Below are 14,010 nucleotides of genomic sequence, written 5' to 3' on the forward strand. Positions count from 1 at the left end.
GCCCCCACACGTGCGACGAGGCTGGAAGCGCCCGCAAGGGGTGCACCTACGAGAAGCGCCCGCAAGGGGCACACCTATTAGAAGAAGGGGTGGGGGTGGGGATTGATTTCGGCTTCGGTGAGAGGGTGGTCCTGGTAGCCCAGGGTATAGGGTAATTGATGCAGGCGGCTAAAACCTGTGATGCGACGATTGTGTTGTCCAAATGTCATAGGAAGCATGCCCGGCATAAGTATTTTTACACAGCGCATACCAGTGTGCATATGTTCTGGCGCTGTTTGATCGACCACAATCGTATCAATGCCGCGTTGGAGATAGTACTGAATAAGATGTTCGATGTCATATTTCAAATCCATCTGTGTTGGTGGCTGACGGTAAAAGGTCTCAAAAGCCTCCTGAAAGGTTTGTTTACGCGGTGTGTGATACAGGAAGCCAAGCCGCTTAAAGGCTGCGGGCAAATAGTAGATGAGTGGATGGTCATACATAGTTTTGACCAGATTGGCATCCGCCAGCATCTCAAGCGCCTGCTCGCGTCTCTGTTGATACATTTCATGGGCGGTAGACATAACAGCCGCGAACTCGCGCAAGCCTCGCAATAAGGCTTGTTCGGGATGTGGATGTGTACCAGTTGCCACCTGAGCTTTTGGCACGCCTTCCCGATTGTCTTCATCGATGCCGAGCAAGCAGATGCATGGCAGCGCATGATCCAGGGTGGCATTAAATGCATGCAGTTTATAGCCAGTTTGATACTCCAGGCGCGCAACGAGTGAACGAATAGTTGAATCCGTTACCGTGTCAAGATCCAGGCGCGGCAAGCCAGGGCGGGCATACCACGTAAGAAGGAATGAGTCACGCTCCATAACCTCCGTGCAGCCATGAAAGATAGCCTCCTCAAGGTTATTTCCCAGGGCACAGCCATTCGATACTTCATATATAAATTCAGGATTGTCTTTGTTATGTGGTAATCCATAATAGACGCTCTGTTCTGGCACGAGGATAGGAGCCTGGCGTTGGAAGGAATAGCCCCAGACCCAATGGAACGCTAAATCATGGTGGTAGGGTACCATCTGGCAACAATGCTGCTGTTCATGCTGCTCATAGCACGCTGGACTGTGAAGCCCTAACGTGGTTGGATCAAGTACCGACTGCCTTTGCTGTATGAGTTGATGATAACTGGCACATACCATTGATTGCTTGCTTCTGGGGCACTGACCAGCGTAGCGCTCGACACATTCTAAAACGGAAATAATTTTACTCTGTTGCACGCGTAAGGTACAACCAGTTCCTCGTGTGGATTCAGGGCCATCCTGTAATTCATGGCGCAGATTTGTTGAAGCAATTGGCAGCGTTCTATCGTGCTCAACGTTCAGGAAATAGACCAATCCTGTCTGTTCATCAACGTATGTCGAGATAATTTGTTCCGCCGTGGCCGACGGCGATTGCGCACGATAGGTAAAGGCATCTTGTTTGAGGCGCGATTGCAAGGCAATGACCGCCTGTTCTGCTGTATCGCTGGCTAGCTCACCGCAAGCAGGACACGACGTCGACGGCAGGAAAGTATGCCTCTGACAATCCAGGGTCGCCAATGGAATCGACAGTAGCGCCCGGCATGTTTGTAGCTGGTCTGGCTGCTGGAAATACGCCATGACCTCTTTGGCCACCAGGGTCCCCAGCAGCTCCAGGCTAAACGATGATAGCCAGGGTTGAAAGGCAACCGGCGCCAGCTTATGATAGAGGAACTGATGGAGCAGTTCGCGTTCAGTGCCGGTGTAAGTGGTACCAAATTTGCATAACTCGGCGCAACTTGTACAGCCTTTTTCATAGGGAACTACACAGGGCCCAATAATCGCCTCCTCAAATTGGGTATATACAGGCAATAGTGGCTGCTGTGCCAGCAGGCAGGACCGATTGAGCTGTTGAAGCACCTGCGGTGCCCAGGTATCGCTACAATAAACAATCAGGTTGCACGCCATCAGTTGCTGCGCGGCATCCTCCGGCATGCATGAGACGATTTGATACCGTTCCTCTTCCAGGTGCTGCCGCACGCAACGTGCGATATTCCCCTGTCCCACCAGGCCAATAGTATGCTGTGTATGGACCTGTTGCATGTTACACCTCAATCCAGCTCAAAAGGACACGCACTACATAAGGAAAGATCTTGGCTAAAGCTGGATCGTGGTCCAGTGGCACCACCGAGGCACAGATCTTGTGAGATTGCAATGTTTGCACCAACCATGCAAGCTGATCCGACCACGAGGCGGGGCATGAGTAGGCTGGCACATATCTCTGTTCACCACGCAAGGTCCGAGGTAAATCTACCAGGGGCGCAGATGGGTATGCAGACTGCTGAAATTGTATGGATTGATAGTGCTGCAGTGCTTGCTCCAGTCCCATTTGCAACGCCAGCGCCACATCACAATGTGTGCTGTAAGCAATGACCTTGTCTTTCACACATAGAGCGAAGGTCGGAACGTGTAGCGGACCTGTCACATCGTAGACCGTGAATTGTCCGCATGCTATGTTCAAGAGCTGATAAAGATGAGTGCCTTCCGCTGTCAGCGGCGTCTTAGTCAGATCAACCTGCGGATACGGCTGTGGCGAGTTCGACAGTTGATCGATGGTCAGATAATTGCACCAATCTAATAGGGCGCGGCAGACTGCTTCATTCCAATTCATCCCAGATGCAATACCGCGCGGTTGCACACGTTGATGGTGCAGCGCGTGGAAGACCTGTGAGGCGGGCACGAGGCAGGCCTGAGTGTTATGGAGATTGAAGGCCCAGGTCCACAGTTCATGTGCTGGCGGTGGACATAACGGATTGATTAAGTGAGCAGTCGCTATCGTGGGCAGTGCCTGTTGTTGTACCTGTTCAAGTGTCAACAAGCGCCGCCGATCCACGACCTCGGCCAGGTAACACTCGCACGCAGTCTGGGAAGCACGCAGTCTGGCGGTCGTAGCATCCAGGCCTGTGGCAGTGACCGTAAGTGGTTCGTATTGACGCTCTAGCAGCATAGGATTTGAGACCTGTACCTGATAGACCATTAGAGGCAGCTGGACAAAATCCCCGGCATCCGCAGTGGTTAAAATTCCCAGTAGCTCATTTATACAGGGCGTGATAGAGCTAAAGAACATATCCGCATCGATTGAAGGATGACATTGCAAGGAACGCAGCTGCTCCAGGAACTGGAGGGCAGTTGGGACGACCGGATGTTGATCGGCCTGACAGAGGGGATGGGGTAGAAATGCATGGCTCTTGCTTTGAAAGGTGCCAAGGTCAAGATCGATAAGTTGGCTACTATCCTGGAGATTGTCAATCTGGGTGAAATATTTGAACACCTCGAAAAAGAGCCGATTGGCGATCACGCCAGCTGCCGTTTTAGTGACCGGTGGCTGGTCAGCCAGGACTGACGGCTGAGCATCAAAAGCGTAAAGAGGTAATTGGCTGGCGAGAGGGACCAGATTGGATTGGAGGCGTCGCCATGCACACTCCCAGCAAGCGTTTGCCGTCGGGTGTACTAATGGCCCGATCCAGGCATGATCAGCAATTACAAGCGCCTGCATAAAGACGCACTTTTGTTGCGTACAGAGCCGATTTAATAGCTGGACCCGTGCCAGCATTGGCTGATCAGAGACATGCAGCACAGCATCATAGTCCTGGATAATTTGTAGCAACCCGGCCTCATCATCCCAGGGCAGCGCAGCTATTTCCTGTACAGTTTGCCCAGGAGTGCTGGCTGACAATAAATCCTGGTGTTTAAGATCGGATGTTGTCGCGATGTCTTCTGTACTCACGCCAATGTGCCTGATACCTCGTTGCAGGCTGGCCTGTACAAGCGAAGAGAAGCAGAGGCCAGAACCGATGATCAGCAGGCGCTGGTTAAGAAAACGCATAAATGCACGAGCAGCAGCATCTTGAAAAGAGGCGATAAAGGTAAAATCAGAGGAATACGTTTCTAGCTCAGACAGAGGAATGCTTTGCGGCTGATCCTGGCCTGTATCGCGCAGGAAATGATGGGTATATAATTTCTCGACCAGGTTAACAATCATCTGCTTCCGGCCAGCATCCAGCCCATCAGTAATCTCGTCAAGAGTAGCATTGCCATCGAGAATGGGAATGAGGTGTTGTAACAAACCATGTAAGCTTTTGCCTTTGAGCATCAGCCCACCATGATTATTGCGCAGATAGACCCCATCGTGTATGGGGATGTAGCAAGTATCAGACTGGAATTTTGGCCGCATCTTCAATACCAACCTATCCTACTGATTCACATATCATGTACTACCTGAAGCTCCGCATCTATGCGCAGCTTATCGGGAGTTTGTGGTGAGCAGTGAACCCGCGATCGCGGGTTCGCTGCTCACCACAAGTGATCTTTTCTCCTCTAACCGAAGATCAATACCTACCATAGAAACGTCGCTACTGTACTATCGGCTACATACAATACCTGTTCGTCAACAGTATGGAGATCAGCAGCCGCAGGCAGCACAGTCACAGCCGCAACCACAGCCGCAACCACAATTACAGCCACAGCCACAGCCGCAACCACAGCCGCAGCCGCAGCCACTACAGCCGCCGCATTGACATCCACAGCGGCCACAGCGGCGACAGCCACACTGGCCACCGTAAATGCCGCCAACCTCCGCTACCTCGACTTCTTCCAGGTCCTTGTCACTCAGATCGATGAAATCTACGAATTCTTTAGACAGCTTTTCAGCTCTTGCCCGAACATCATGATCGCTGTGATTCATGATAGGCACTCCTTTCTGTACTGCTTGTGGGTCCAGACATTTTTCGGCTTGTAACGATTCCAGGCAGAGTTACTCGGCTTTTATACTACAAACAACCTACGAAACTAGCTGGACAGGGGCTATACACAGGAGTTTTGGATTAATTAATAATTGAACAGAAAATAAATTATTAGAGAAATCACAGCAAAATAATGTACTATATAAGATTAAAATGACATATTAAATAGAAACAAGTCAAGGTCCTTGTAATTGCCTGCGGCTAGCTAGTGAAGAGTATGCATACGATGATAGCGGATGGTATCTCATTCGCATTTTTCTGGGTATAGGTTGCCTTTTTTTTTGGCAATTGGCGATATTGTCGAAGGAAAATGAGGCATGTTGGCAGGTTTCAATCATTGTCAAACAACAGATTTTGGGGAGCGTATCATTTCCGTGGTCGTGATGAGACAGACGCGTGGAAGGTCGTGAGCAAGGAGTGTTGCCCGCACGTGTGTGAAAGTGGATGCTGGCAGCCATAGCTGCCAGCGGGCCAGGATATATTACAGGCGAATCACATGATTGGCAATCAATGTGCGTAAATAATCTGCCGCCTCTTGTTCTGTCATTTCAGGATGCAGTTTGCGGATATCGACATTACCTCCAGTGCGATGGATCTCCATAATATCGTCTGCAAAGTTAATGCTGTGCGGTGCCTGCTCACTCTCTTTAACTGTCATCTCTTCAGCGCGAAATGAACGAAAAATTTTCATCCTATTTTTATCCTTTGCTGCTTTAAGGCTCGTTGTTAACCTCATAGTGCGGATTGGACTGGCTGCATATATCTGTTGCATGCAGAGCAACACCCTTAGTTTTGATATACCATCCACAAGAATAAGCATATTGGTATACGCCCTAAAAAGCATAAGGCATTTTACTTTGCGTGTTTAAGAGGCATGGGGACGGGTTTTATGGGTCGGGGCGTAAGGTATGCCAGGCAGCCCGGCCCAGTTCTTGTTGGATCTGGTGGAAATCGATGTCCTGGCGTGACCTGAGCCAGCGGCGCAAAAATTCCCGGCTTGGTCCAAAGAGCAGGGGGATGTAGAGTTGATCCGGGTAAGGAGCGATGTGCCTGGCGTTGATAATAGGGCGCAGCCAGGCCATCACGTGCTGGGAGACGGCATCGGATGATTGTTGGAGGAACCGTACCTGGGCGCTCAGATATTCGGTGCTATCGGCTTGAATAACATACTGGCCCAGATCTGGATTGTCTACGAACCAGGCGATATAGGCAGAAACCAGGCCTTTGACCGTCTCTTCCAGCGACAGCCCTGGAGTATTCATGACAATCTGCAGTCTGACATTCAGATCCTGGCGCCCTTCCAGGTAGAGAGCCAGAGCCAGCTTCTCTTTATTTTCAAAGTGGTGATAAATACTTCCCGTGCTGGCACCGGACAACTGCCGAATATCCTCCATGGTAGTCTCGGTGTAGCCTTTGGTGGCAAATAATTTGAGGGCCGCCATCAGGATCACTTGTCTGCGCATCGCGGTTGTCTCACGGCGATAGGAAGTACTCTCAACCATAATCATTGCTCCTTCTCTGTTTTAGCACCGTCATCATCCGTGCGGACGTCATCTATAGCAACTGTGCGGCCAGACTAGTGGATACGGAAACGTGGCGCCACATCAGTGTAAAGGGTTGCCAGGATTTTGCTTGCACAACATTGTAACATAACCTTGACTAGAATACTATTCTAGAATATTATTCTAGTGATTGATATATCTCTATTATCCTCACGCACTGTAGACCTCTCAGGAAGGAGCATTCATGGATACTGCGACTCCTAATGTGGAAGCGCGAGAAAGGCGGCGTGTGTCGCGATCACAGAGACCGGTAGGTCCTCACTATAAATGGGTGGCGCTCACTAATACAACGCTTGGCGTACTGATGGCCAGCATTGACGCGAGTATTGTGTTAATTTCCCTGCCCGCAATTTTCAAGGGTATCAATATTAACCCACTCGCTCCCGGAGAAACCAATTACTTTCTCTGGATGTTACTGGGTTATATGGTGGTCACGGCAACCTTGCTGGTAACCTTCGGGCGTATCTCTGATATGTTTGGCCGTGTACGCCTGTATAACCTGGGGTTTGCCATTTTTACCGTCGGCAGTATTCTGCTCTGGCTCACGCCTGGCACAGGGAACACGGGAGCTCTAGAATTGATCATCTTCCGTTTTGTGCAAGGTATCGGAGCCGGTTTCCTGTTCTCTAATAGCGCGGCTATTCTAACGGATGCTTTTCCCGTACAACAGCGTGGCTTTGCCCTGGGAATCAACCAGATTGCAGCGATCCTGGGATCTGTGATCGGCTTGATCCTTGGCGGTATCCTCTCATACTTCAGCTGGCGACTGGTCTTCCTGGTCAGTGTCCCGGTAGGAATTGTGGGAACCGTCTGGGCCTACCTCATGCTGCGCGAGGTCGCAACCATTCGTGGCAAGCAGAAAATCGACTGGGCCGGCAACATCACATTTGCCGTCGGCGCAACGGTCCTATTATTAGGTATCACCTATGGTATCGAGCCATATGGCGGCTCACCCACTGGCTGGGGTAATCCTCTGGTGATCAGCGCACTGGTCATTGGCGTCTTGCTACTGATCGCCTTCATCTGGATTGAACTGCACGTTACCGATCCTATGTTCCGGTTGGATCTGTTTAAAATTCGCATGTTCGCGGCCGGCAACGCCAGCAGTTTCCTGGCCAGCATTGCCCGTGGTGGACTGCAATTTATGCTCGTCATCTGGCTACAGGGCATCTGGCTACCCCTGCACGGCTACAATTACGACGTCACCCCTCTCTGGGCCGGTATCTATATGATTCCGCTCATGGTAGGCTTCCTGCTGATGGGTCCACTGAGCGGCTATCTATCGGACCGCTTTGGCGCGCGCATCTTCTCGACCACCGGCATGCTCATTCAGGCGGTCAGTTTTCTCCTGCTCACATTTTTGCCCGCGAACTTCGATTACCTATGGTTTGCGGCCCTGATCTTCTTCCTGGGACTGGGACAGGGCATGTTCTCATCGCCCAACACTTCATCGATCATGGGCAGTGTGCCGCCTGAGCAGCGTGGTGTTGCCTCCGGCATGCGCGCTACCTTCCAGAACTCAGGCTCAATTGTCAGTATCGGCGTCTTCTTCAGCATTATTACTGGTGGTCTGGCCGCCGCCCTGCCGAACACCCTTGCCAGCGGCCTGACTGCAGCTGGCGTGCCCGCCGCCGTTTCCGACAAGATCGCCCACCTTCCCCCCACATCGGCACTGTTTGCCGCCTTCCTGGGATATAACCCGATGCAGACCTTAATTCCGCATAATGTATTGGCTGCATTGCCTGCTGCCAATCAGGGCAACCTCTTAGGCCATAGCTTCTTCCCCAATTTGATTTCCTCGCCATTCATGCTGGGAATCCACAACGTCTTCTATCTCTCAGCCGCTATGTGCCTGGTGGCAGCGATTGCCTCGCTACTACGTGGCAAAGGACAGCAGGATAGCGGGTCAGTGGAGAGCGAGAATACGGATAGCAATCCTGAGCAGATCCCGACCTCGAGCCAGGTCCGCTAAACTACATAAATAATGGTCGAAGCAATCAGAAAAGGGTCCTTACCTCTATCTCAACAGGTAAGGGCTCTTTTTTCTATTTTGGGACAGGCAACATAAATAGAGACAACGTATAGCAGAACAAGATGCAAGCAGCGCTGTTATTATTTCGGGAACTTTATTCTTCTGCCCAACGTCAATGCTATACAAGCGACGCAACGAACAACGGCAATACTATTCTGGCTAGTTTGCCGGATAGCGCGAAAGGGAAAGAGATGGAAATACAAAGTTTTCGAGCTCCTGTTTATCCAGTGCTAACTATGTTCATATTAGTGCTGGTGGTACTGGCACTGGCTGCCTGTGGCAGCAACAGCGATCAGGGCAGCGCAAGCACAACCACTCACCCGGCTCAGAGCACGCCGAGCCCCGCCTCTCAGGCTGTAGCCACCAGTACGCCGGGAGCAACTCAAGGCTATTGTGGAAGCATCTCACGCATGCTACTGGGAGCAAAAGCTTCACCAGGACAAGGTGATCCGCAACAGGTCGCCAACTGTTTTTGGAGCGCATATCAACAGTGTCGCCCCGCCTCGTTCACTTATGCCACAGGTAGCGTAGATACGATATTAACGCGAACGTTCCAGACGCAAAAGAGCGCCAGTGGCTGTCTCGTACAGGATAAATTGCAGATGCGTGTTCTGCCACGTCCTCCCAGAACCACTGCGGTATACACCTGCGCATCCGTAAAAATGCAGGCATCCACACTGCAATTTCTCAACTGCCAGAAAGATGGCACGATCACCCTCTCGCTGAATAAGCAATAAGGCTATATAAAGTCTCAAAGAACACTTAATAAATCGGCGACAAATGCGCCTGGAACTTTGGTAACTCCAGCAGTGCTGTCGAGGGTTTCCACTGCTGGCAATGCCGCCGGCGGTGGAAATTTTTTTGTGCGTCCACCAATGATGATGGTTGAGGAGAGACGGAAATTGCCGATTATGTATTGCCATAAGCGATAGTGGATATATTGTAGTGTATGAGAAGGAATAATGCCTGTGTTACGACGCGTGCTTAGTGGAAGTCGTTATCTGATCCTGATCGCGGTAGCGGGCTCGTTACTAGCCTCTATTATTCTCCTACTCTACGGAGCGGCAATGATAGTAAAACTAGCCATAGAGGTTGCTACTCATCCTATTTTTACCACCGAAGATGCCAAACCCCTGGCAGTAGCGTGTATTGAAGTCATTGACCTGTTCTTATTAGCCACGGTTCTTTATATTATAGCATTAGGGCTCTATGAGCTTTTTATTGGCGCTGATCTCCCCACCCTTCCCTGGTTGATAATCAATACTCTCGATGATTTGAAGGTCCGGCTGATTGGCGTCGTCATTGTACTTTTGTCCGTAACCTTTCTTGCTTCCGTTGTCGAGTGGAAAGGTAACACCAATATACTCACCCTTGGAGCAGGTATTGGCCTCGTCTTACTGGCGCTGGGCTATATTCTCAGGCAAGTAGATACCACTCATATGCCAGACGAGCAGGGACCTTTGCATGAGCCAATAAGGGTCCCTGAGTAGCACGCTACAAGCGTAGCTGCTGAATGGAAAAGCTGGACCCGAGACCTGCACTGATCCCCCTTCCGTAGTTAACGCTAAAGCTGGATAAACAGTATTATCGCGTTTGATTAATGCTGTAACCAGGCCTATATCCTGGGTGCATCAGGGCTCAATTCCAAACTAGCGGAACTGATAGTGTCAGCATTGGTCCTGCTGAACACAACGACATGCTGATTCATTTTGATTATGCGGGATAATACATCTTGCAAGAGCATATAGATGAGAATGTACCATCCAGTGTTCCTAATATTGGATGAGAATTTGACCACTATTACTGCTAAGTAATGCTATAATTATAGATATGCTTTCAGGCAATCATTGCGTTTATGCTGTTAGCAGACCTGCAATGGTTGCTTTTTTGTGCGAGCGTGCAGAAACGGATATAAAAAATTCAGCATAAGCAAGCGGCAAACACTATATTTTACAAGCTAAATAAAATAGTTGACGTTATCATATTATTTACGTAAAATAGGTGATCGGAAAACCTATTACTATACTTTTGGAGGCCCTCTGTATGGTAGATCAATCACTTATTATTGGGCGACAATTAGGCAATTATCGTGTGGAAGGCCTTATTGGACAAAATAGTATTAGTGAAGTATATCGAGGAACACACGTACAACTGCGCAGGCAGGCGACGATCAAAATCTGGCATTTGCAGCTAAACGATAGCGAGTGGCAAATGTTTTGGCGTGAGGTGCAAGCACTTTCCCAACTCGACCATGAACATATTTTACGGATCCGGGATGTCGGCAGGGAGCATGGTGTGCCATTGTTGGTGATGGAAGATATCGCTAATAGTACACTGAGACAGCGCTTAAGAGATGGGCAGCACTTACCTCTCTCCATTGTTATTACTTATATCAAACAGCTTGCTGAGGCCCTCCAATACATTCACGACCATCGCCTGGCCCATTTGAACATCAAGCCAGAAAATATTTTGCTGGACGGCCAGAACAACGTGATCTTAAGTGACATCCGTATTGGCACCATCGTGCGCCACCTGGCTGCCAAAAATAATCCTATGCCCTTGAGCAACATCCAGTATATGGCACCTGAGCAGGTAATGAATCAACCCCATATTACCAGCGACCAGTATGCATTGGCTGCTGTGGCCTATGAGTGGTTGTGTGGACGTCCACCATTTCAAGGATCATATAGTGCAATCATCGAAAAACACCGCACGCTACCCCCACCATCTTTGCTTGATCAGTTGCAGGCACTGCCAGAAGAAGTAGAGCGCACTTTGTTTAGGGCTCTGGCCAAAGATCCTGCTCAGCGCTTCCCGCGCATCACAGATTTTGCTAATGCCCTGGAGCAAGCCAGTTATCAGAAGCCAAAAGCGCGTAACACCGCATATATGACCAACGAAATAAGTCCGATGGCCGATCAAGCGCAGCGAACAGCGCCCCCTCATCCACAATTTGTGCGTTCCTTTCCATCTTCGTTGCGTCCAAAAATGAATCTTACCTCATCGGCACTGAGCACCGGACCCTTCTGTACGCTACGCGAGCCCGTATTGAGCCTGGACTGGTCCGCGGATGGCAAGCACATAGTCACCGCAGCCGATGGTAGAAATATTTCTATCTGGGATATCGCAACCAGGAAAGTCGTCAAAACCTATCAGAGGCATCGAGGCAAAGTGCAGATGGTCGCCTGGGGACCGCAAGAGATGCGCCCCATGGTCGCCTCGGCCAGTAGCGAAGGGAACATCCAGGTCTGGAATGTCAACTCAGGTATGCAACAGGCATCCTGGCTCGAAGATGCACCTATCCGCTATTTTGCCTGGTCACCGGATGGTCAATTTATTGTCTCGATCAACATGGCGGGCAACAACATCAAGATCTGGGATGTCAAAACCGGACGACTCGTGATCCAGTACAAAAGTAAAATCCAGCAACTTCAGGCCCTGGATTGGTCGACGGATGGAGCCTACATAGTCGCCGCCAGTAAAGAAGGCTCGATGCAAATGTGGTTTGTCGGAACCGGAATGGATGGAGATCGAGACTCACTGAAGCGCGAGCAAACTCGCGTATACCAGAGAACGGCGGTCAGCAATATTAACGCCCTCGATTGGTCACCAAACAAAAAACTGCTAGCCTATGGGGGTGGCAACAACAGCGTCGACATCTGGAACCCGATTACTGGTATCTCGCCAGTTCATTACGGTCAGCACAAAGGACCTATTCACGCTATCCAGTGGTCGCCCGACGGCTCGATTATTGCCTCCGCCAGTGCCGACAAATCGGTACAGGTCTGGGATGCCAACAACGGCAAAACGATTTATAGCTATCAGCATCATTCTGACGCAGTCAATGCCGTCAAGTGGTCGCCGGACGGCAAACTGCTCGCCTCTGGCAGCAGTGATAGGACCATTCATATCTGGAGTCCCAGCTAACGCAACGAGGACCAGGCAAGCCATCGAACGCAACAAGAAACACGAACTCGTGGGTGCGCCCTTTGCGGGCGCTTTTTAACCTTCAATCTCGAGAAATAAACAATAATAACGTTATGCGTCGAGTCAAACCGCTCCCGATCGTTTTTCAGGAGCGGTTTCGAGCGAGAAGCAAGGAAGCGCCCGCAAGGGGCGCACCTACGAAGCTGTCCCTAATGGGAACGGTAGTTTTGTTTTCACCTCGATAGCCTGTTCCTGGAAGTTGTGTTCCAGGTAATGCTGGTAGTCAGGGAGGTATGGCTGGTACTCATTGTACATGAGAGTAGACGAAATCAAGAAATCAGCTGACGCACGGTTACAGGCAACAGGAATATTCCAGACGACCGCGATGCGCAGGAGAGCCTTTACATCTGGATCATGTGGTTGCTGCTCAAGGGGGTCCCAAAAGAAGATCAGTACATCAATCTCCTGCATCGAAATCTTCGCTCCGATTTGCTGGTCCCCACCGAGCGGTCCACTTTGCAATTTGTGAATAGGATAACCAAGTTCTTGCTCTAACAATTTGCCTGTTGTACCAGTGGCATACAACTCATGCTGGGCCAGAAAATGTCGGTTAAATCTAGCCCAATCCAGGATATCGCGTTTCTTATTGTTATGCGCGATGATAGCAATGCGTTTAGTCTGTTGCAATGGAAATCTCCTTTATGCATACCAGAAGGTGTGCCTCTTTATTCATCTCCGACCGACGTCCCCGCATAATTCGACCAGAAAAACAGTCAATACAGACATGATCTAGCGAAGGGAACATGTAACAGTCATGTGTACGTCGGCACGTTGAATTGGGCACATATAAGCTATTTGCTATCTTGCTGCCGTGCAAGTATCAAAGAGAACAGAATCAAGGAGGTATCGTTACCAGGAAGGAGCGTTCCAGCGAAAGGTAGTAATCTCGCTACAATACAAGACGCGAGAATATGAATACCTGCTGCGTTAGCCATTTTAGCTATTGAAAAACCAACTATGGTTATTCACATTCAATTTGTATCATATAGGCCGGGTATTTGTCAAGCAAGCACAGCCGTAGGTTGTTCTCTTTTCGTGGTGTGTTCTCTTCGTGTTGTCATCTCTAAATGAAATGCATTGCCCCTTACTGTCACTTTTAACCTTAAAGATCGAAAAATATTTTAGAAGTATTATCGAGTGGGAAGCAAGTGAGCGCCCGTAAGGGCGCATCTATTCGCGTACCACGAGGGTTGTTCTGGTATTCAGCACTGGTTGGTTATGTTGGTTGACATAACGCGTCTCTAGCGTCAGGATATCCAGCGAATGGCCGCCACTGCCTGGGCGGGTCTTGCCATCAACCAGGGTAGTAGTGCCGGTCAGTACATCGTTGGGATAGATCGGGGCCAGGTATTCATACTCCTCTTCGCCATGCAGGATACGAGCCACATTTATGCCCAGTTCCGCCATGCTGGTTCCGCGCTGCTGATTGCCCCAGAAGCTAAACATGGTCGGCGTCGTCGGCGAAATGGGAACATCGGGATAGCCCGCAGCCTGCGCGGCTTCATGGCTATGGTAGATAGGATTCATATCGCCGATCGCCGTGGTCAATTCATGAATTTTGTTCGGTTGCACTTCATAGGTGAAGGGAGCGAACCTATAGCCAATCTTTCTGGTATCAAACATAT

11 protein-coding genes are annotated in these 14,010 nt (G+C 50.0%); 4 read left to right on the forward strand and 7 right to left on the reverse strand.

Features of this window, described 5'->3' with window-relative positions; all coding sequences use genetic code 11:
* Positions 1 to 77: 77 nt before the first annotated feature.
* The 5 genes from JMI88_RS26725 to JMI88_RS26745 all read right to left on the reverse strand — a co-directional run bounded on the left by JMI88_RS26725 (position 78) and on the right by JMI88_RS26745 (position 6,306).
* On the reverse strand, positions 78 to 2,105 hold the full coding sequence (locus tag JMI88_RS26725; RefSeq protein ID WP_201365015.1) for a TOMM precursor leader peptide-binding protein: 2,028 nt from the start codon (positions 2,103 to 2,105) through the stop codon (positions 78 to 80).
* Between the two features lies 1 nt (position 2,106).
* Entirely contained in the window at positions 2,107 to 4,236 is a 2,130-nt protein-coding gene (locus JMI88_RS26730) for a TOMM precursor leader peptide-binding protein (RefSeq protein ID WP_201365016.1), read from the reverse strand.
* A gap of 161 nt (positions 4,237 to 4,397) precedes the next feature.
* A complete protein-coding gene (locus tag JMI88_RS26735; protein ID WP_201365017.1) occupies positions 4,398 to 4,634 on the reverse strand; it encodes a hypothetical protein in 237 nt (78 codons plus the stop codon).
* A 651-nt stretch (positions 4,635 to 5,285) separates the two neighbouring features.
* Positions 5,286 to 5,495 (reverse strand): hypothetical protein, encoded by a 210-nt coding sequence (locus JMI88_RS26740; RefSeq protein ID WP_201365018.1) that lies wholly within the window; start codon positions 5,493 to 5,495, stop codon positions 5,286 to 5,288.
* A gap of 196 nt (positions 5,496 to 5,691) precedes the next feature.
* A complete protein-coding gene (locus JMI88_RS26745; protein WP_201365019.1) occupies positions 5,692 to 6,306 on the reverse strand; it encodes a TetR/AcrR family transcriptional regulator in 615 nt (204 codons plus the stop codon).
* A 244-nt stretch (positions 6,307 to 6,550) separates the two neighbouring features.
* Here JMI88_RS26745 and JMI88_RS26750 point away from each other — a divergent pair, with 244 nt between their 5' ends.
* The 4 genes from JMI88_RS26750 (at position 6,551) to JMI88_RS26765 (ending at position 12,325) form a co-directional block, all read left to right on the forward strand.
* Positions 6,551 to 8,338, forward strand: coding sequence for an MFS transporter (locus tag JMI88_RS26750; RefSeq protein ID WP_201365020.1), 1,788 nt, complete (start codon positions 6,551 to 6,553; stop codon positions 8,336 to 8,338).
* Positions 8,339 to 8,460: 122 nt separating this feature from the next.
* The gene (locus JMI88_RS26755) at positions 8,461 to 9,135 is read left to right on the forward strand and encodes a hypothetical protein (protein ID WP_201365021.1); all 675 of its coding nucleotides are present in this window, start codon (positions 8,461 to 8,463) and stop codon (positions 9,133 to 9,135) included.
* 225 nt (positions 9,136 to 9,360) lie between these two features.
* The gene (locus tag JMI88_RS26760; RefSeq protein ID WP_201365022.1) at positions 9,361 to 9,888 is read left to right on the forward strand and encodes a YqhA family protein; all 528 of its coding nucleotides are present in this window, start codon (positions 9,361 to 9,363) and stop codon (positions 9,886 to 9,888) included.
* A gap of 553 nt (positions 9,889 to 10,441) precedes the next feature.
* Positions 10,442 to 12,325 (forward strand): serine/threonine-protein kinase, encoded by a 1,884-nt coding sequence (locus JMI88_RS26765; RefSeq protein ID WP_201365023.1) that lies wholly within the window; start codon positions 10,442 to 10,444, stop codon positions 12,323 to 12,325.
* 195 nt (positions 12,326 to 12,520) lie between these two features.
* On the opposite strand, the gene JMI88_RS26770 is transcribed toward JMI88_RS26765, so the two are convergent.
* Together JMI88_RS26770 and JMI88_RS26775 are read right to left on the reverse strand one after the other, a co-directional pair.
* Positions 12,521 to 13,012 (reverse strand): methylglyoxal synthase, encoded by a 492-nt coding sequence (locus tag JMI88_RS26770; RefSeq protein WP_236023078.1) that lies wholly within the window; start codon positions 13,010 to 13,012, stop codon positions 12,521 to 12,523.
* Between the two features lie 543 nt (positions 13,013 to 13,555).
* Entirely contained in the window at positions 13,556 to 14,008 is a 453-nt protein-coding gene (locus tag JMI88_RS26775; protein ID WP_201365024.1) for an FAS1-like dehydratase domain-containing protein, read from the reverse strand.
* Between the last annotated feature and the right edge of the window lie 2 nt (positions 14,009 to 14,010).

This window comes from Dictyobacter formicarum, assembly GCF_016587435.1.

Excerpts from the sequence above, each read along its gene's own strand:
- JMI88_RS26725 (WP_201365015.1), bottom strand. The coding sequence starts at position 2,105 with ATGCAACAGGTCCATACACAGCATACTATTGGCCTGGTGGGACAGGGG.
- JMI88_RS26730 (WP_201365016.1), bottom strand. The coding sequence starts at position 4,236 with ATGCGGCCAAAATTCCAGTCTGATACTTGCTACATCCCCATACACGAT.
- JMI88_RS26740 (WP_201365018.1), bottom strand. The coding sequence starts at position 5,495 with ATGAAAATTTTTCGTTCATTTCGCGCTGAAGAGATGACAGTTAAAGAG.
- JMI88_RS26775 (WP_201365024.1), bottom strand. The coding sequence starts at position 14,008 with ATGTTTGATACCAGAAAGATTGGCTATAGGTTCGCTCCCTTCACCTAT.
- JMI88_RS26750 (WP_201365020.1), top strand. The coding sequence starts at position 6,551 with ATGGATACTGCGACTCCTAATGTGGAAGCGCGAGAAAGGCGGCGTGTG.
- JMI88_RS26755 (WP_201365021.1), top strand. The coding sequence starts at position 8,461 with ATGCAAGCAGCGCTGTTATTATTTCGGGAACTTTATTCTTCTGCCCAA.
- JMI88_RS26760 (WP_201365022.1), top strand. The coding sequence starts at position 9,361 with ATGCCTGTGTTACGACGCGTGCTTAGTGGAAGTCGTTATCTGATCCTG.
- JMI88_RS26745 (WP_201365019.1), bottom strand. The coding sequence starts at position 6,306 with ATGGTTGAGAGTACTTCCTATCGCCGTGAGACAACCGCGATGCGCAGA.
- JMI88_RS26765 (WP_201365023.1), top strand. The coding sequence starts at position 10,442 with ATGGTAGATCAATCACTTATTATTGGGCGACAATTAGGCAATTATCGT.